The organism is Nostoc sp., assembly GCF_036917135.1.
Classification (GTDB): Bacteria; Cyanobacteriota; Cyanobacteriia; order Cyanobacteriales; family Nostocaceae; genus Nostoc.
In genome coordinates this window covers 16,375-33,494 of the sequence record NZ_JBALEA010000013.1, presented here as the reverse complement: position 1 = coordinate 33,494, position 17,120 = coordinate 16,375, and the positions used below count along the sequence as shown (strand labels likewise).

The 17,120-nt window shown below is 43.0% G+C and carries 21 protein-coding genes; 10 read left to right on the top strand and 11 right to left on the bottom strand.

Going from position 1 to position 17,120, the window contains the following annotated elements:
* Positions 1–198: 198 nt before the first annotated feature.
* From V7K50_RS03795 to V7K50_RS03785, 3 genes are all read right to left on the bottom strand, one after another.
* The gene (locus tag V7K50_RS03795) at positions 199–1,785 is read right to left on the bottom strand and encodes a glucose-6-phosphate isomerase (RefSeq protein WP_334957415.1); all 1,587 of its coding nucleotides are present in this window, start codon (positions 1,783–1,785) and stop codon (positions 199–201) included.
* Positions 1,786–1,895: 110 nt separating this feature from the next.
* A complete protein-coding gene (locus tag V7K50_RS03790; protein ID WP_229465202.1) occupies positions 1,896–2,153 on the bottom strand; it encodes a cytotoxic translational repressor of toxin-antitoxin stability system in 258 nt (85 codons plus the stop codon).
* Between the two features lie 62 nt (positions 2,154–2,215).
* The gene (locus V7K50_RS03785; protein WP_179067621.1) at positions 2,216–2,413 is read right to left on the bottom strand and encodes a hypothetical protein; all 198 of its coding nucleotides are present in this window, start codon (positions 2,411–2,413) and stop codon (positions 2,216–2,218) included.
* Positions 2,414–2,585: 172 nt separating this feature from the next.
* Here V7K50_RS03785 and V7K50_RS03780 point away from each other — a divergent pair, with 172 nt between their 5' ends.
* From V7K50_RS03780 to V7K50_RS03770, 3 genes are all read left to right on the top strand, one after another.
* The gene (locus V7K50_RS03780) at positions 2,586–3,719 is read left to right on the top strand and encodes a branched-chain amino acid ABC transporter permease (RefSeq protein ID WP_334957413.1); all 1,134 of its coding nucleotides are present in this window, start codon (positions 2,586–2,588) and stop codon (positions 3,717–3,719) included.
* On the top strand, positions 3,709–4,491 hold the full coding sequence (locus V7K50_RS03775) for an ABC transporter ATP-binding protein (RefSeq protein ID WP_334957411.1): 783 nt from the start codon (positions 3,709–3,711) through the stop codon (positions 4,489–4,491). Before V7K50_RS03780 ends, V7K50_RS03775 begins: the two co-directional genes overlap by 11 nt.
* A 117-nt stretch (positions 4,492–4,608) precedes the next feature.
* A complete protein-coding gene (locus V7K50_RS03770) occupies positions 4,609–5,184 on the top strand; it encodes a YfbM family protein (protein ID WP_334957409.1) in 576 nt (191 codons plus the stop codon).
* A gap of 152 nt (positions 5,185–5,336) precedes the next feature.
* Here the strand turns inward: V7K50_RS03770 and V7K50_RS03765 are convergent, their stop codons facing one another.
* From V7K50_RS03765 to glpX, 4 genes are all read right to left on the bottom strand, one after another.
* Entirely contained in the window at positions 5,337–5,927 is a 591-nt protein-coding gene (locus V7K50_RS03765; protein WP_334957407.1) for a Uma2 family endonuclease, read from the bottom strand.
* A gap of 129 nt (positions 5,928–6,056) precedes the next feature.
* Positions 6,057–6,641 carry a DUF2087 domain-containing protein gene (locus V7K50_RS03760; RefSeq protein ID WP_334957405.1) on the bottom strand — a complete coding sequence of 195 codons (585 nt, stop codon included), beginning with the start codon at positions 6,639–6,641 and terminating at the stop codon, positions 6,057–6,059.
* A 105-nt stretch (positions 6,642–6,746) separates the two neighbouring features.
* Positions 6,747–8,033 carry a glutamyl-tRNA reductase gene (locus V7K50_RS03755; protein ID WP_334957403.1) on the bottom strand — a complete coding sequence of 429 codons (1,287 nt, stop codon included), beginning with the start codon at positions 8,031–8,033 and terminating at the stop codon, positions 6,747–6,749.
* A 240-nt stretch (positions 8,034–8,273) separates the two neighbouring features.
* Complete coding sequence (gene glpX / locus V7K50_RS03750) at positions 8,274–9,311, bottom strand: class II fructose-bisphosphatase (RefSeq protein ID WP_334957401.1); 1,038 nt, start codon at positions 9,309–9,311, stop codon at positions 8,274–8,276.
* A 231-nt stretch (positions 9,312–9,542) separates the two neighbouring features.
* Here glpX and grxC point away from each other — a divergent pair, with 231 nt between their 5' ends.
* The 4 genes from grxC to V7K50_RS03730 all read left to right on the top strand — a co-directional run bounded on the left by grxC (position 9,543) and on the right by V7K50_RS03730 (position 12,359).
* Entirely contained in the window at positions 9,543–9,857 is a 315-nt protein-coding gene (gene grxC, locus V7K50_RS03745) for a glutaredoxin 3 (RefSeq protein WP_194042000.1), read from the top strand.
* 130 nt (positions 9,858–9,987) lie between these two features.
* Positions 9,988–10,473: a tRNA adenosine(34) deaminase TadA gene (gene tadA, locus V7K50_RS03740; RefSeq protein WP_334957398.1), complete on the top strand. Its 486-nt coding sequence runs from the start codon at positions 9,988–9,990 to the stop codon at positions 10,471–10,473.
* A 115-nt stretch (positions 10,474–10,588) separates the two neighbouring features.
* Complete coding sequence (locus V7K50_RS03735) at positions 10,589–11,344, top strand: lysophospholipid acyltransferase family protein (protein ID WP_334957396.1); 756 nt, start codon at positions 10,589–10,591, stop codon at positions 11,342–11,344.
* 406 nt (positions 11,345–11,750) lie between these two features.
* Positions 11,751–12,359: a hypothetical protein gene (locus V7K50_RS03730; RefSeq protein WP_334957395.1), complete on the top strand. Its 609-nt coding sequence runs from the start codon at positions 11,751–11,753 to the stop codon at positions 12,357–12,359.
* A gap of 37 nt (positions 12,360–12,396) precedes the next feature.
* Here the strand turns inward: V7K50_RS03730 and V7K50_RS03725 are convergent, their stop codons facing one another.
* Positions 12,397–12,531, bottom strand: coding sequence for a hypothetical protein (locus V7K50_RS03725; protein WP_334957393.1), 135 nt, complete (start codon positions 12,529–12,531; stop codon positions 12,397–12,399).
* Positions 12,532–12,581: 50 nt separating this feature from the next.
* Here V7K50_RS03725 and V7K50_RS03720 point away from each other — a divergent pair, with 50 nt between their 5' ends.
* Both V7K50_RS03720 and grxD read left to right on the top strand, forming a co-directional pair.
* Positions 12,582–12,839, top strand: a complete 258-nt coding sequence (locus V7K50_RS03720) for a BolA family protein (RefSeq protein ID WP_334957391.1) — start codon at positions 12,582–12,584, stop codon at positions 12,837–12,839.
* 77 nt (positions 12,840–12,916) lie between these two features.
* Entirely contained in the window at positions 12,917–13,240 is a 324-nt protein-coding gene (gene grxD / locus V7K50_RS03715) for a Grx4 family monothiol glutaredoxin (RefSeq protein ID WP_334957389.1), read from the top strand.
* 352 nt (positions 13,241–13,592) lie between these two features.
* On the opposite strand, the gene V7K50_RS03710 is transcribed toward grxD, so the two are convergent.
* Positions 13,593–13,841 carry a DUF6761 family protein gene (locus tag V7K50_RS03710; RefSeq protein ID WP_104907495.1) on the bottom strand — a complete coding sequence of 83 codons (249 nt, stop codon included), beginning with the start codon at positions 13,839–13,841 and terminating at the stop codon, positions 13,593–13,595.
* A 583-nt stretch (positions 13,842–14,424) separates the two neighbouring features.
* Here V7K50_RS03710 and V7K50_RS03705 point away from each other — a divergent pair.
* The gene (locus tag V7K50_RS03705) at positions 14,425–15,198 is read left to right on the top strand and encodes a response regulator transcription factor (RefSeq protein ID WP_334802224.1); all 774 of its coding nucleotides are present in this window, start codon (positions 14,425–14,427) and stop codon (positions 15,196–15,198) included.
* Positions 15,199–15,340: 142 nt separating this feature from the next.
* Here V7K50_RS03705 and V7K50_RS03700 read toward each other — a convergent pair whose 3' ends face one another.
* Both V7K50_RS03700 and V7K50_RS03695 read right to left on the bottom strand, forming a co-directional pair.
* Complete coding sequence (locus tag V7K50_RS03700) at positions 15,341–16,171, bottom strand: ABC transporter ATP-binding protein (RefSeq protein ID WP_334957387.1); 831 nt, start codon at positions 16,169–16,171, stop codon at positions 15,341–15,343.
* A gap of 16 nt (positions 16,172–16,187) precedes the next feature.
* Positions 16,188–16,754: a hypothetical protein gene (locus V7K50_RS03695; RefSeq protein ID WP_334957385.1), complete on the bottom strand. Its 567-nt coding sequence runs from the start codon at positions 16,752–16,754 to the stop codon at positions 16,188–16,190.
* Positions 16,755–17,120 lie beyond the last annotated feature (366 nt).

Here is a 17,120-nt window from a genome sequence, read left to right as displayed (position 1 = left end):
TCGATCCAGAATAACGTTAAATTATAGCGCTTCTCATTTGTATTGCATCCATTCGAGAAGCGCTATATAAATTGGAATTGCGAATTATATGGTGAAGCATCCTAGACGGAAGATATATCTTCTATCTAGGATGCTTCACAAAAAAATTGTTGCTGAGACAACAATTATGGACAAAATGTGATATTTAGACTAGAGCTATCAGCTAGCAGAAACCGTCAAACTACCGGGTTTCTGAAGATCACCTTGGAAAACCACACCTCGTTGATTGGCATGGATATGACGCAAAATTTTGTAAATTGCCTCAACTTGCTCTGATGCGCCTGCTTTTTCGGCAAGTTCTTCAAGAGAAAGGGGAGTTTTTTCTTTTTGTAGCACTGCTACCACTCGTGTTTGCAAATCGAGAATGGAGGCAGCAGCTTTTTTGCCAGCTTCTACGCCTGGTTGATGGTAGGCGTTGACGTTGACTAAACTAGCGTATAAACCAACAGCGCGTTCATACAAAGCAATTAATGCCCCTACAGTTCGGGGATTAACTTGGGGAATCGTGACTGTAATGGAATCGCGGTGATTTTCATAAAGCGCTTGTCGGGTTCCTTGGAGAAAACCGGAAAGATAATCGCCTGATGTAACTCCCGGATCTATTTCAGTAGATGGCCCCTGACGATCTTCCAAGACTTCGATGAAGGTAGCAAAGAAATTCGCTACACCCTCGCGCAACTGCTGGACGTAAGCGTGTTGATCTGTTGAGCCTTTGTTGCCATAAACGGCGATGCCTTGATGGACAACTTTACCGTCTAAGTCTTTTTCCTTGCCCAAGGATTCCATCACCAGCTGTTGCAAATAGCGACTGAATAAAAATAAGCTGTCCTTGTAAGGTAGGACAACCATATCTTTTTCGCCCTTGCCATTGCCAGTAAAGTACCAAGACAAGGCAAGTAAGGCTGCTGGGTTATTTTTCACATCTGGGACGCGGGTAGCGTCATCCATCTCTTTTGCGCCATCCAGGATAGCGCGAACATCAATGCCTTGCAATGCGGCGGGTACTAGCCCCACAGCAGACATTTCTGAGGTGCGTCCTCCTACCCAGTCATACATGGGAAATCTGGCTAGCCAACCTTCATCTTTGGCTAGCTTATCCAGGTTGCTATCAACGCTGGTAATAGCTACTGCATACTGAGCAAATTCCAAATTGTGGCCGGCGTAGGCTTTTTTAACTTCAATCATGCCATTTCGAGGTTCAGGCGTTCCCCCAGATTTGGAGATCACCAAAACTAAAGTGCTGGCGAGGCTATTTCGGAGATGATTGATCACGCGATCGATACCTGCGGGATCATTGTTATCGATAAAGTGAAGTTTCAGGGGCGGGAAATCAGGAGCGAGAGCTTCCGCGACAAATTGGGGGCCGAGGGCGGAACCACCAATGCCAATGGAGATAATATCCGTAAAGCGGCTGGCTCTGGGAGGATGAATTGCACCTGTTTGGACTTTTTCCGCAAAGGCTTCGATTTGTTCTAGGGTTTGGACAATTTCTTGTGTAAGTTCTGGAGCTGGCGCTAAATCAGGATTTCGCAGCCAGTAGTGTCCAACCATGCGGTTCTCATCGGGATTTGCGATCGCACCCTTCTCTAGTTGAGCCATATCCGCAAACGCCTTGTCAAACTTCGGCTGCAACGATTCCACAAAGGCATCATCGAACCGTATCCGACTCACGTCTAAGTACAGCCCCAATCCCTCGTGGAAATATAACCAGTTTTGGTATCGTTGCCAAAGTGCCCTAGCATCCATAGGGAAATCTCAAATAAAGTGTTTTTCAAAACCAGTTTAATGTAAGGTTATAGCGATCCCTGCCTAGCCTTATACAGTTTACAGTTTTCAGTGTTCCCTTAACTCTCTCCTTAAACATCTGGCATAGGGATGACACGCAGAAATTTCACAATTTCACCCCTAATTTCTATACCAATCAGATAATTATCGAGGGTAAAGCGGTGAAAAATGCCTTCACTATCAAGCTGTCGCAGTTCTTTTAAATCACTCAGTTGCCACTTTTGGGCTAGCTCAATAAAGACAAAATCATACACCCGCTCGTAGGCGGCAGGTTCTAAATTCTTCAGGTCTAGTAAAAAAGACCTGGCATAGCGCATTTCTAGACTCACTAGGCGTTACCTTAACCAAAACTTGAGGGGCCACTGGCACAAGAGAAGAAAGCGCTGCTGAATCAGAAAAACATCAACAGTCGTACCGCTTCTTCATGGGTTAAGATATCCCACGGTTGTTGCGATCGCTTAACCTGTTGTATCGCTTTGAGCATATAAAAGTCATAATATAAACCTTCCAGAACATTCCAAATGTCTTGCAAATCGTCATCGCCTAGCTGCTCGATTAAGTGATGCATCCTCAGTCGCAGCAAATTCATACGTCAATTATTCCTTACAAGCAAACACCAACAATAAATAGTATTCCCAAAAAATTAGCTACGCTAAACTTTATTACTTAGAGCATCGATTCAGGAATCAAAAACCTAACCTCCCAGCCCCCTTCCCTACGAGGGAAGGGGGAGCAAAACTCCCCACTCCCCATTCCCTAACATGGTTGACTATCTCATTTTCTTAGCAATTTCTACAGCGCTTTTCGCTCTATTCGCACTAGGACTCAATTTGCAGTGGGGCTTTACCGGACTAATTAACTTTGGTCATATTGCTTTCATGACCCTGGGAGCATACACAACGGTATTGTTAAGCTTAAAAGGGGTGCCTTTACTAATATCAGCAATAGCTGGGGCAATTGTCGCCGCCTTGTTAGGTTTGGTAATTGGTTTTGCAACTCTACGCTTGCGGGAAGATTATCTGTCAATTGTCACTATTGGTACAGGAGAATTAATTCGTTTGGTAGTAAATAACCAGGAATTACCTGTGGGTGACACCTGGGTTTCTGGAGCGTTTGGTGTGCAAAGTTATCCCATACCCCTATCCACAGAGCCGAATTTGTTTGTCAAATTTGGGATGATTGGGTTGTTAACGCTACTAGCTGCCGTAACTTTTTTTTCGTTATGGCGATGGATTCGCACCACCCAAATATCTCGGACTACTGATTTAGGTAAAAGGACAACTACCAAGCAAGAATTCGCCTCTCGTTTGGGTGTGGGAATTGTGTTAGGAGTTTTGGCAGTAGGGATTTATATTTCCGGGGTGATTGGACTGTATAATTACAACCCAAAAGCGGGTTTAATGCTAGTCTTGCTCCTGGTTTTAGCATTTGTATACTGGCGCTTAGAAATTTTGGTGCGATCGCCTTGGGGTAGAATTCTCAAAGCCATCCGCGAAGATGAAGAAATTCCCAAGGCGTTGGGGAAAAATGTGTTTTGGTATAAATTACAATCTCTCATGCTTGGGGGTGCGATCGCGGGTATTGCTGGTGCTTTCTTCGCTTGGCAACTCAGCGCCATTTACCCTGATAATTTCCAACCGCAGATCACCTTTGACACTTGGATTATGGTGATTTTAGGCGGTTCTGGGAATAATGTTGGCACAATCTTAGGTGCGGTAATTTTCTTTGCTTACGATGCCCTGACGCGGGAAATCTTACCCAGAATCGTTCCTCTTGATCAAGACCGTTTGGGTGCATTTCGGATCATGGTAATCGGATTAATTTTAATGGTACTGATGATTTGGCGACCTCAAGGTATCTTAGGGAAAAAGGAGGAACTCACCCTTGGTAAATAACCAGTCATCACCACTTCCCCTTTTAGTAGCCACTGGACTTTCTAAAAGCTTTGGTGGTGTCAAAGCAGTTAATGAGGCGAAAATCGAAGTTGCTAAAGGCAGCATTACGGGCTTGATTGGCCCTAATGGTGCTGGTAAAACTACTTTATTTAACTTACTCTCAAACTTCATTCGCCCCGATAAGGGACGAGTGATTTTTGACGGTGAACCGATTCACAACTTGCAACCATATCAAATTGCCCAGCAGGGTGTAATCCGCACTTTTCAGGTTGCACGCACCCTCTCGCGGTTGTCGGTGTTAGAAAATATGCTGCTGGCGGCGCAAAAACAAACGGGTGAAAATTTTTGGCAGGTGCAGTTGCAACCGCACGTTGTCGCTAAGGAAGAAAAGCAACTCGAAGAGCGAGCAATGTACTTATTACAATCAGTGGGTTTGGTAGAAAAAGCACACGATTACGCTGGTTGCTTGTCTGGTGGACAACGTAAGCTGTTAGAAATGGGACGGGCTTTAATGACTAATCCCAAGTTAATTTTGTTGGATGAACCGGCGGCGGGGGTGAATCCGAGACTGATTGATGATATTTGCGATCGCATTATCACTTGGAACCGTCAAGATGGCATGACCTTTTTGATTATCGAACACAACATGGATGTGATTATGTCATTGTGCGATCGCGTTTGGGTACTTGCCGAAGGACAGAATTTGGCTGACGGGACACCCGCAGAAATTCAAACTAATCCCAAAGTTCTAGAAGCTTATTTGGGAAAATAAAGTGTGATTGGCTTCCTGTTTATGCAATGTATTTAGCGATCAGACTTTGGATACGTAAAAGTACATAAATACTGCGACTTGTCCAAAGTCAAAGGGAACACTATTAATAGTGTTTAGATGAGAGTAAATATGGGTATTGCAGCTAGCTATAAACGCATTACGCCACAAAAGTTTTCAGAAATTCAGAATGATACTGAAGCAGCAGCATCTTTCTTTAAGCTTAATTTAGATGATTTAGTTTTTGATTTTAGTAATCCACAGGCAATGATTGCCCAACGACAAAAGCAACGAAGCGATGAACGTTACTTCAGTCTTGAAAAAGATTGGTACGCACTACATTTTCTTCTCACTGGAGAGTCAAATTTGGGCGATACCCAAGCATCACCGCCTCTTTGTAATGTAGTCATGGGAGGTACGCCGACACAGTTTGAAGCGGGTTACGGATTTGTACGCTATCTCACTCTTGAAGAGGTTCGAGATGTTGCCGATGCTTTAAGTCAAATTTCTGTTGAAGAATTGAAGAGTCGATTTAATTCTACTGTATTTAATGCGGCAGAAATTTACCCAAATCCTAGCCCTGGAGGATGGGACGAAGAGGAAATAGAGTCTTTGTTTGAACTATATCCGAAATTGGTAGAGTTTTTTCAGAATGCTGCTAAAGAAGGTGATATTGTTTTGCTGTCATCTGATTAATTTTTTTTGGAAATTTGGCTTTTGTTAAACTCCTATCTTTACCGAGGAAGAAACACAAATTTAGTGAAGGACTTTGGTAGCTATTCGCTAAACAATTCCAAGTTAATTTTGTTGGATGAACCAGCATCCGGGGTGAATCAGAGCTTTATTTTTTAATCCTCATTATTTTCTGTAAAATTTACTTGCTCATAAAGGTCGCGCAATTCAATTTGAAAATCAACTGTTTGCAGTGATAAAATTGCAGATTCATGTTCAAGTTCAGTGAATGACCATTGACTTTCCGCAGTTTTTACATACTGCATCACATGATACTGATATTGATCGATTAAAATATATTCCTTGAATTCGGGAATAGAGCGATAATAAAGAAACTTATCACCTTGGTCATAATTTTTAGTCGATTTAGATAAAACTTCAGCAATTAACATCGGATTCATAACCGTTGTTGTGCTGGTTCCTGTATAAATAGGTTGTCCCTCAATTACCATCACATCGGGATACGTATGCTGCCGATAACGGGGTATCCATAAACGCACATCACCAATATAAACATCATAATTCTTGCCTCTCAAACCAAACTTCAAATAAGCATAAAAGTTGCCTGCAATTTTATTATGATTTGTAGTGCCACCCGTCATCGGTACAATTTCTCCATCACGGTATTCGCTTTTGTATTTTGCCTTTTCTTCAATTTCTAAATACTCTTCAGGTGTGTAATATAATTTTTGTGTTTCTAACTGCATAAAAATACAACCTATGATTGTGCGGTTATTGTGCGGCTAAAGCTTATAGCGGTTCCTATTCAGATGCGGTACAACATTAGAGGTGTAGGGGCACGGCACTGCCGTGCCCCTACGGGTGTACTTTCATACCTATGTTGTACGCCAATAAACTCCATTCTCTCGCTGCATTAACTGGCAAGCAATCAACTCCCGTCGCAGGGTGGCGCAGTCAATATGGTAGCGTTTGAGAATGTCATTTACCAAGCGTTCAGGGTAGTTTACTCCTACATCAAACTGGTTTGCTAACCATTTAAGAATAACTAGACGCTTTTTCCGGCTAGCGGGAATTTCTTTGAGGCGTTGAACGGAGTCCTTGTCGGAGACATCGCCCTCGAAATAGTTTTTCAATACTTTGCTTTCCCAAGCCTCAATATCCACATCCTCAATCAAGGATGCTATTTTCTCCGGTGTAAAAATTTCCTTACTAATGCTTTGCAAAGCCTCGCTATCCAATTTATATAGACGGCTATTACCTTCAGGGCGCATTGTCACCAAATTTAGCTCTTTAAGTTTCGCTAAATGATGAGATACCGTCGGTTCCTTCAGTTGCAGTAACACCGCCAATTCTTCGACGCTGCACTCCTGATTCGCCAAAATACCTACAATCTTCAATCGGCTATCATCCGCTAATGCCTTGAAAAAGCGCAGTAAAATGTTAAATTGCTCTGGTTGCATAACTAAATTCTAATTAGATATCTATCTAATTAGAATTATATCTAATTTAAAAGCTCAAATCCCCGACAACTTTTAGGAAGTCGGGGATCTTACTTGTTGTTTAATTTAACTAAATTGTTCCTCTGCATCCAGGTTGAACAGCATTTGCAGAGTTTGCATACAGCGCCGTCTAGCTTCAACATCTTGCTGCGATCGCAATTGCACCATCGGATCATGTAAAATTTTATTGACAATTCCCCGTGTTAATGCTTCAATCACTTCTTGATGCTTTTCCGCGAATTCCGAACCCAATCTCGACAAAGCTTTTTCTAACTCTTGTTCCCGGATGGTTTCGACTTTATTTCTTAAACAGCTAATAGTGGTAACAGTTTCCAGACTGCGCCACCAAATATCAAAAGCTTCCACTTCTTCTTCTAAAAGTCGCTCCGCTTCCTGTGCAATCTTGCGACGGCTTTCGTAGTTTTGCGCTACTACAGCCTTCAAATCATCCACATTAAACGCCTGCACGTTTTCTAATTCATTGACATCCGCATGGACATTACGCGGCACAGAAATATCAAATAACATCAAAGAACGCTGAACTTCTAAAACTATCTCCAACTTGGCACGGTCAAGTATTGGCTCTGTTGCCGAAGTACTTGTAAACACCAAATCACTATCGGCAATCACTGCCATCATTTCCGATAGTGGATGAATTTGGATCGGTTGTTGAGGGAACTGCTTGGCTAATTCTTGGGCGCGATCGCGGGATCGATTTACAATACTAATTTGCACAGCACCTTTAGAAAGTAAATGTTGCACCAGCAGCCGCGACATTTTACCAGCACCCAAAATTACCACTCGGCAAGCAGCTAAATTTGCCACTTTTATCTGCGCTAACTCTACAGCTGCCGAACTAATCGAGACAGCGCCAGTACCAATACTAGTTTCAGTCCGAACCCGTTTACCAGCTGTCAGCGCTTGTTTAAATAATCGATTCAAAATGGTTTTTATACCACTATATTGCTGCCCCAGTTTGTGAGTAGTTTTCACCTGAGCCAGAATTTGACCTTCTCCGAGTACCAGACTATCTAAACCACCTGCTACCCGCATAACGTGCATCACGGCATCATCATGTAGCAACATAAATAAGTGTTGTCGCAGAGAAAGCACGGGTAATTTACTGTATTCCGCAAGAAACTGCGTTATTTCCCGGATACCTTGGTCTGCTTCACTGGTAACAATGTAAATTTCTAGGCGGTTACAAGTGCTAAGAATTGCAACTTCGTCAATATGGGGATAGCTGGCCAGTTGAGCGATCGCACTTTCAATTTGTGGTTCTGGAATGCTCAGTTTTTCCCGGACTTCTACAGGGGCTGTTTTATGGCTTAACCCCACCACTGCTATATTCATTTGCTAAATCGTAGTTACTAGTTGGTAGTTGAGAATAGGGCATTGAGTGAGAATAGGGAATGGGGAATTTTTGTTTATTGGTTGGTAGTTATCCCCAGCAATAAACAACTATTAATCACTAACTACTAACTACTAACTACATATAAGGGTAAAGCATTTTGGTGATTATTTCCCATTTTATAGAAAGATTTATTTCCAAATGCTTCGCCCCTACTTTTACCATCCCCCATTCCCTAAAAATTAGTTCAGTTGGAGAGTCTTGGGTTCACCAAACATGTGAATTGTATCAACAAATCGAGCCGTTTTCGACTGGTTAGAAATTACCAAACTTTGAGTTCTGGCTCCGCCGTGGAAGAAACGTACACCATTCATCAGATTACCACCTGTAATACCGCAAGCAGCGAACAGAACAGTTTTACCCGATGCCAGTTCATGAGCATCATAGACCTTATCGGGGTCATTGATATTCATAGACTTTAAGCGATCGATATTGGCTTCTCTGTTTTCTCCAATCAGACCTGTTTTTACGACTGCGGGATCGTAAATCAGTTGACCTTGGAAGTGTCCACCTAAAGCACGCATTGCAGCTGCCGAGATTACACCTTCAGGAGCCGCACCAATACCCATCAGAGCGTGGATATTAGTTCCAGCAAAACCGCAGCTGATAGCTGCACCCACATCACCGTCTGAAATTAGGGCGACTCTCGCTCCAGCCTCACGGATTTCTTTAATTAAATCGTTGTGGCGTTCACGCTTCATGACTACGATCACGAGTTCTTCAATAGAGCGCTCTAGACACTCAGCGAGAATCTTCAGGTTTTCTGTTGCTGACTTGTTGATGTCTACCTTGCCCTTAGCTGCGGGAGGTGCTGCTAACTTCTTCATGTAAAAGTCAGGAGCAGCAAACAATCCACCCTTTTCAGAAATTGCCAAGACAGCCATCGAACCAGGTTGTCCATAAGCTACCAAGTTCGTACCTTCACAGGGGTCAACGGCGATATCAATTTCAACTAGTTCATCAGGGTTACAGAGAGCTTCGGCATTTGGTTGAGTACAAATACCAACTTCTTCCCCGATGTATAACATAGGTGCGTTGTCGCGTTCGCCTTCCCCAATCACAATGCGACCGCGCATATAGATTTTATTCATCCGCTCCCGCATAGCTTCCACTGCTACTTGGTCAGCAATGTCTTTTTCGCCTTTCCCCATCCATTTCGAGGAAGCGATCGCGGCTTGCTCTACTACTTCAATAATCTCTAACCCAAGTGTATTTTCCACAGAGTCTGCCCTCTCAACTGCTTGAATTTCTGCCGCTTTATCTGGCTATTTCAGTCTTTAAGTCTACCAAAGGGCGGATACACGTGGAAGAAAGTTAAGTTTTACTGCTAACTGGTTAAAAAAGTGCCATTTGTGAGATTGTTTTTTGATTAGAGGGTTTTAAAAAATGGGTTCCAGCCCCAATACGGTAATCTAGGCTAAAGAAATAGTTAAAACCTTGCTTAAGAAAATATGCTGGACTTTCTTAATCCCCTTTTAAATCGCCATCCAGAGCGAGTTAAAGCCAACGTCGAACTTTATACATGGCAAACTTGTCCATACTGCATTCGTGCCAAAATGCTTCTGTGGTGGAAAGGTGTAAATTTTACCGAATATAAAATCGACGGCGACGAAGCAGCCAGAGCTAAAATGGCAGAACGCGCTAACGGACGCCGGACTGTACCGCAAATTTTTATTAATAACCAGCACATTGGCGGCTGCGATGACCTCTATCAATTAGACACACAAAGTCAACTCGATCCCCTTTTAGCCCAAGTCGCTATTTAGACACCATGAATCGCCGTCAAGACGAAAGATTATTGTAGAGACGGCTATTCATCGCGTCTCTTGCCTTAACAGAACAGTATTGGGGGTTTGGAGAGGTCAGAATATTAAGTTGCACATTATTGATCAGAATATGCTTAATAAATACACAGAATATCTTATACATCAACAATGGATGAGTTCTGCTCTAGAATTAGCACAAATAGCAGGTGATGCAGGTGAAGTCCCTGTAGGTGCTGTTATCATTGATTCAACAGGCAAATTGCTAGCAGAAGGAGAAAACAGAAAAGAGCGCGACAAAGACCCTACCGCTCATGCGGAAATTCTCGCTCTCAAGATGGCTGCAACAACTTTACAAAATTGGCATCTTAATGAATGCACCCTCTATGTAACTCTTGAACCTTGCCCGATGTGTGCAGGTGCGATCGTGCAAGCGCGTCTAGGACTACTTGTATATGGAGTAGACGATACCAAAACTGGCGCAATTCGTACAGTTATTAACATACCCGATAGCGCTGCTTCTAATCACCGCCTCCAAGTAATCGGAGGTATTCTAGAGTCGGCTTGTCGTCAACAATTACAGGCTTGGTTTGCTACTAGGCGACGTAGTGTAAACTAACGGACAGAGGTAAAACTGTCCATCTAGTACCAGACAAGTCACGCAAGAGAATCTACGGTGTAACTAATCAGGCTTTCGTTAAATTTTTACCCGTCAATCAGCTGCATCCGTCATCATGGAATTTTACTCTTCATCTGATACCTGCCAGCACCCAGCAGCAAATTCTCAGGTAGACCATACTACCTCAAGAGTCTCTCCTTGGTTAAGTCCTCTGGCATATTTATTAGGGCGTCACTGCCTATTACCATTATTCTTTGGGCAAATTAGAATAACCGGAAAAAAAAATATCCCCCCAACTGGGCCTGTGATTCTTGCGCCTACCCACCGGGCGCGTTGGGATGCCTTGCTTGTACCCTACGCTACCGCCGATTGTCTCAGAAAACAAGACCTGCGGTTTATGGTGACTAGTGATGAATGCCAAGGTTTGCAAGGCTGGTTTGTCCAACGTTTGGGGGGGTTTCCTGTAAATTCTAAGCATCCGTCAATCCGCACACTGCGTCATGGAGTTGAGCTACTTCAGCAGCAAAAAACCCTGGTGATCTTTCCAGAAGGGAACATTTTTCGTGATGGCCAAGTTCACCCATTGAAGCCGGGAATTGCTCGTCTGGCTTTGAGTGCTGAATCTAGTCATTCCGGGCTGGGAGTGAAAATTATACCCATAGGTATTAATTACAGCCAACCTGATCCCAATTGGGGTACAGATGTGAGTATTAACATTGGTTCCCCAATTAGAGTAGCGGATTACATGAGTGGCTGTCTCAAACAAAATGCCAAAAATATCACAGCTGATTTAGCAAAGGCACTGCATCAATTAAGCCATCAAGAAACAAAAGTTACTAATCGTGCATTTGCAGAAATCACTAATTCTTAATGTCATAAACATGACTGGTAAGAACCCAATTTTGGGAAGTTTGGACTGGGGACATCGCCATTTTTAACTTGTTTGGTGTGATGTCTAGGTTGGGCTACGACTACGCAAATAGTTCAAGCAGTGCTTTCAAAAAATTATTCTGCCAAAGATCCCAGTTAACCTGAGATAATTATTGGGGAGCAAAGTCGGTAATCAAACAGATGGTGAAGCAGTCTACCGTAGGTATAGCTCATCAGGGCGATTTAAGTTGGTTAATATACAGGGTTAATGGGAACTCTATTAAGCCGATTTTTAGTCTAAACCAGAGATACTTTTGATCTAACTTTGCTTTGTCCAAGACCAAAACAGAGTTAAGATACCCGAAGTTTCCATGACTTATTTATCTAGTTGTCGCACTAATTGACCCATGAACACTGCTGCCGCTGTTACCTTGATGCACCGTACCTTTTTATCAGTCATAGCAGTCCTCAGCCTGCTATCACCTGTGAATGCTCAGGTATCACAGTCACCAGGCACTACCAGCCAACCACAACCGATTGACCCCAACGATCCGAATAATCTCCGCCCCATAACTGAAAGTAACAGCATTTTGAGCATTGATGGCGGCGATCGCTTAGTGAAAGAGGCAGACCAAGCCGTTTCTGCTCAAAACTACCCCTTAGCTGCTAAAAAACTGCAAGAAGCACGTCAGGTTTATAATCAGCTATCTAATTTTTATCAAGAATTAAACGCTAGTTTTTCGGGAATTGACAATAGAGTTTCTGATTCTCAGCGTCAAAAAGCTCTATTAACAGCCCAAAAGCGAGATGAAGCCACCTTTCAGTTAGCATTGGTACATCGGGCACAAAATCAGCCAGAATTAGCTGTACCATTGTTGATTCAAATAATTAAGAGTCAAAACCCGACGCGAGATTTAGGCAAAAAAGCCTATAAACAGTTATTTGAATTGGGTTTTGTTGATTCTCCCTATCCCAGAGAAGGTGGTAGTTCATCCTCTTCATCCCCAAAAAAATAAATAAATTAAATCTTCGTTGACTGTTTTCCCCATCCCCCTAACCAGTCCCTTGGGAACGCCCCAGTGCTAGCATAGAGCTATCTGCCGTAGCCAAAACCTGAGCGTTCTCAAAATACACCTCAGAGGTGTCTCTATCTACAGCCTTGCCAAAACCTGAAGTTGGCACAGGCATTTGCTCTATATCTGTTAATAATAGAAAAGTAAGTTTTTTCAGGAATTGCGATGATTAGTCCGCAGCAGATTGAGGCAATGATCAAGGCGGGACTGCCAGACGCCCAGGTTCAGGTGCAAGACTTGACTGGTGGCGGTGACCACTATCAGGTGACAGTAGTTTCATCGCACTTTACAGGTAAAGGACTAGTACAACAGCACCAGTTAATTTATGGTGCTTTGGGTCAAGCTATGTCAACTGAAGCGATTCATGCCTTGGCGGTGAAAACATACACTCCCGAAGCTTGGCAAACAACAGCAGCTTCGTAAAGTTATGAGTTAGGAGTTAGGAGTTAGGAATTTTTAACTCCTCATTCTATTAATGCAACATAGGAAACACAAATACCATGACACCAGAACTCAAAGATAAAATTGATAGCTTGCTAGAACAGAACAAGATTTTAGTTTTCATGAAGGGAAACAAGTTAATGCCCCAATGTGGTTTCTCCAACAACGTTGTGCAAATTCTCAATACTTTGGGAGTTCCCTTCGAGACGGTTGACGTTCTATCAGACTCGGAAATCCGTCAGGGAATTAAAGAATACTCTAACTGGCCGACAATTCCCCAAGTGTATATCAATGGTGAATTCCTTGGTGGTTCTGACATCTTGATTGAACTGTACCAAAAAGGTGAATTACAAGAAAAGGTAGAAGTAGCACTAGCTTCGTAATCTCTATTTCCGTAAACTAGAGGGTATGGTGCTAAATTTTCGCTTCGCAATTAAGGCAATGTGCCGTTTTTAATTTCCTTAAAAGGGGGAGACACTATCCCCCCCTTTTAAGGGTTTTTTAATAGTTTTTTGACAAAAATACTTGATCGATCTATTGTTGGATGGATTTCAGGTTAAGTCAACAATCCCCTCAGTCAAATTGGCAAGACCAATATAGGGCTGAGGGGATGGGTTTAATCAATACAATATCTCCAAAATCTCACACCACGGCAAAGCGTTGACAAATACAGATAATATGCTATAATTATCTGCGGTAATTAGCGTTTACTCTCAATCACCAGGTAAATGGTACTTAGTAGTAATCGGGTTGTGGCTGTGGTTGCGGCACTGCAAAGTTTGATCCATCGTACAAGTAGCGGCTGGCTTCCTCTTCTAGGCGATGAATCAAAAAAGGTTCAATAACGTTGCTATGTCGCAGTGCGGCTAGATACCCATCCAAATACATCCGCATATCATCCGTGCGATAACCGCGATTCCATAGCTCGACGAAGGCATCGGTGAGTCTTTGGTAATAGCGGATGGTTTGTGTGTCTTGGAGCATAACTGCTGTATTAATCTCTTTGGAATGAGAATTGTAAATGATTCACGCTTGAATGTGAAGTGTAATTTCACTTTGGCATCAACTCAAAGTCAACACATCTACTTTGGGTAGTACCCTCCTAGAAGCTACAAGCTATTTTAATCCTATTCCAGAAAACATCGATTTTAGTTAGCTGCTAAGTTATTTTTCTGATTTTCATGGTCAACAGCCCAATTGCATTGGTGTTATATTCCTGAATATGGGCACTAAATTTTTGCGAAAAATCCACTGGAACTATCAGGTTGAAAAGCTGTTGTAGTAACGGTTAGTTAGTTGGGTTATAGATGTTTACCAGATGACACCCATGTAAAAGCAGAAGGTTAAGCTAAAAGAACTTTTGATAAGTCTAACAACACTTTTAATAAATTTAATAAAAATTTAATAATATTTCTAATTGCCTATCGGAAGGCATAAATTAAAGATATTGCCACTCTTTTTATGAGGAAATGTAAAGCTCATCGCAATTGAAGTAACAAAGGCTACAAAACCTTAGAGATGGGCTTGTTACTTTGAAAGTCATCAGACGCTAAGGGGTCTTGCCACTGTGGGTTCGGTTTGTATAGAAATCATTGAGGGGAATCCCCATCTGAGGTCGTTGTTGGGTTGGCACTTGCAACAACTGGAATACCGTGTGCATCAAGCTGCCAGCATTTATCAAGCAAGGGAAGTATTTTTAAGCCATCAACCAACACTGGTCATTTTAGATGCAGACTTGCCTGATGGTGATGGCATTGAGTTTTGTCGTTGGTTACATCGTCAACAACAGCCTCTAATCTTAATGCTATCTGCCCGTAATAGTGAAGCTGATATCGTCGCAGGTTTAAAGGCGGGTGCCGATGATTACCTTAGCAAACCTTTTGGGATGCAAGAGTTTTTGGCACGGGTAGAGGCACTGATTCGCCGGAAGCGCACACCTACTGCACCAGCTTATTTGGATTATGGCACTTTGCAAATCGATTTAGTTCAGCGTCGTGTCCGCTTCCAAGGGGAGTTTATCGACTTAACGCCTCAGGAATTCAGTTTGCTGTACGTTTTAGCACAAGCTGGGGGAGTGCCTCTGAGTAGGTCGGAATTGCTGCGTCGTGCTTGGCCTGACGCTATTGATAACCCTCGTACCATTGATACTCACGTTTTATCGCTGCGGAAAAAGGTTGAACTTGATCCCCGGCAACCGAATTTAATTCAAACTATCCGCAATGTAGGATACCGTTTTAACATGGAAATTTTGAATACCAATATTTCACAGTCACAAACAACAAAGTTAGCTAGAGAAAGATTTAATAATCAACGCTCAACACTTACTAGTAGTCAAGTGTAAATGGGCATTGGGCACTTGTACTGCCCTTCGACTACGCTCAGGAACCGCGACTTGTGCCGAGCGAAGCCGAGGTAAGTCGAAGTATTGGGCATTGGGGTGAGGGAGTAAGAAAACAACTCCTGATTCCTGATTCATCCAAAATTTAAAATCCAAAATCGTCTTGAGCTTCTGCTTGAATTAGGCTTTCTCGTAATTCGATCCAGTTTATCTCTGAGACTCTTTGATTTGCGAATAAATGACCTTTTTGTAGATGCAATAACCGAGTGCAAAACATTTGGGCTAGTTCCAGTTGGTGATTTACCATCAGAATCGTGGTTTGATGAGTTTGACTCAACTGGGTTAAGACTTGCATTAGATGAGCAGATGTACCAGTATCTAGTGCAGAGGTTGGCTCGTCTAATAATAATATTTTAGGCTGGATGATTAAGGCACGAGCGATCGCTACTAGTTGTCGTTGTCCCGCAGAAAGTTGTACCTCTGTTCGCCCCAACCATTCATTGGGAATGTGCAGTTGTTCTGTCCAATAATTGACTCGTTGCTGAATTGTCTGTTTGGGCAAACCACGCAAAACTAAAGGATAAGCCAAGGCTTGCCCAACTGTCATCCCCAACAGCTTTGACTCTTGCAATACAAGTACAAGCTTCTGGCGTAGCTGGATGACAGGAATTTGGCAATATTCTTGATTTTCTAGATAGATTTTACCACTAGTGGGTTCAATCAGGCGGTTGAGGAGGCGTAATAACGAAGTTTTTCCAGCGCCTACTGGACCGACAATGGCAATGCGATCGCCGCAGGCGTTGGCGGAGCCATCGCTGTGGAATGCCTCAAAGGAAATATCCTGCAATATGGGATATCCTTGCTGATTGTCGGCAAGTTGGGTTTTCAGCTTCGTAAATAGATTAATTTGCTCTAGCCTGAGTATGGCTTTTGCTGTATTCAAGGGGGAGTGGGGAGATGGGGAAGAAATAACCAATGCTCCATGCCCAATTTTAAGTTAATTGTGCAGTAGTTAAGGCTGTAGCGATCGCCCATCCATCGACCAATAGTAGCAGCAGAGTGAATCCTAGTAAAATTAGGTACATCCACGGCTGCGCTAAAGGGCGAACATCTGTGGTGTCAATGCCCGTCTTTGCTTGCACAATTTCCACGAAACGGGCAAATCCAGCTACACGCATCGGTAGTAAATAAGCCTTCCCATCCTGGCTGAGGAAATAATAAACTAGCCCTCCTTGACCAGTGGTGCGGGGTTTTAACTCTTTCACATCTGACCAAGGTAATAGCCAGCCTTTACGAAAAAAGCGAGGCACACAGGCGGGGTAAGTAACCTGAATTCCCTGATCATCTACTATTACTTGTTCAGTCAATACTGCATACAAGGCAATTAAGCCGACGCTAATCCCTACCCACAGTAATTCTGGGGGTACGGGTGCAGCTGTTACCTGCGATAAAAAGGGTAATGGGACTGTGAGTGCGATGTATAGACTCAGCAACGTTATCCGAATCAAAGGAGACAGGCGAAAAACAGAAGCTGAAATATTGGCTGGGTTTGCTGTCACGGCTCGATTACAATGATTTTCTTCATTGTAGGATAGGTGTTTGATATCATGTCCGATTAATCAAAAAACCTCTCCCTGGTTTTACTACGTAAAACTCTCATTAGCTAAAGGACTTCCAAGAAATAAATTATCCAAATAAACGAACCACAGAGACAAGGCAGCGCGGTCTTGGGGAGCCAGTGCGGTCTTGGGGTCTCCCCAAGTGGAGCATCTGGCGTGGTTTCCCCCATGAGTGACTGCCGCACAGAGACACAGAGAGAAGTTGCGTGCGCGGGTTCCCCGCGTTGAGCAAACTTCGGGAGAACACAGAGGAATAAGAGGAGAGAGTTTTTTGAGTATTTTTTTATTTGGAAGTCCCTAAGCATC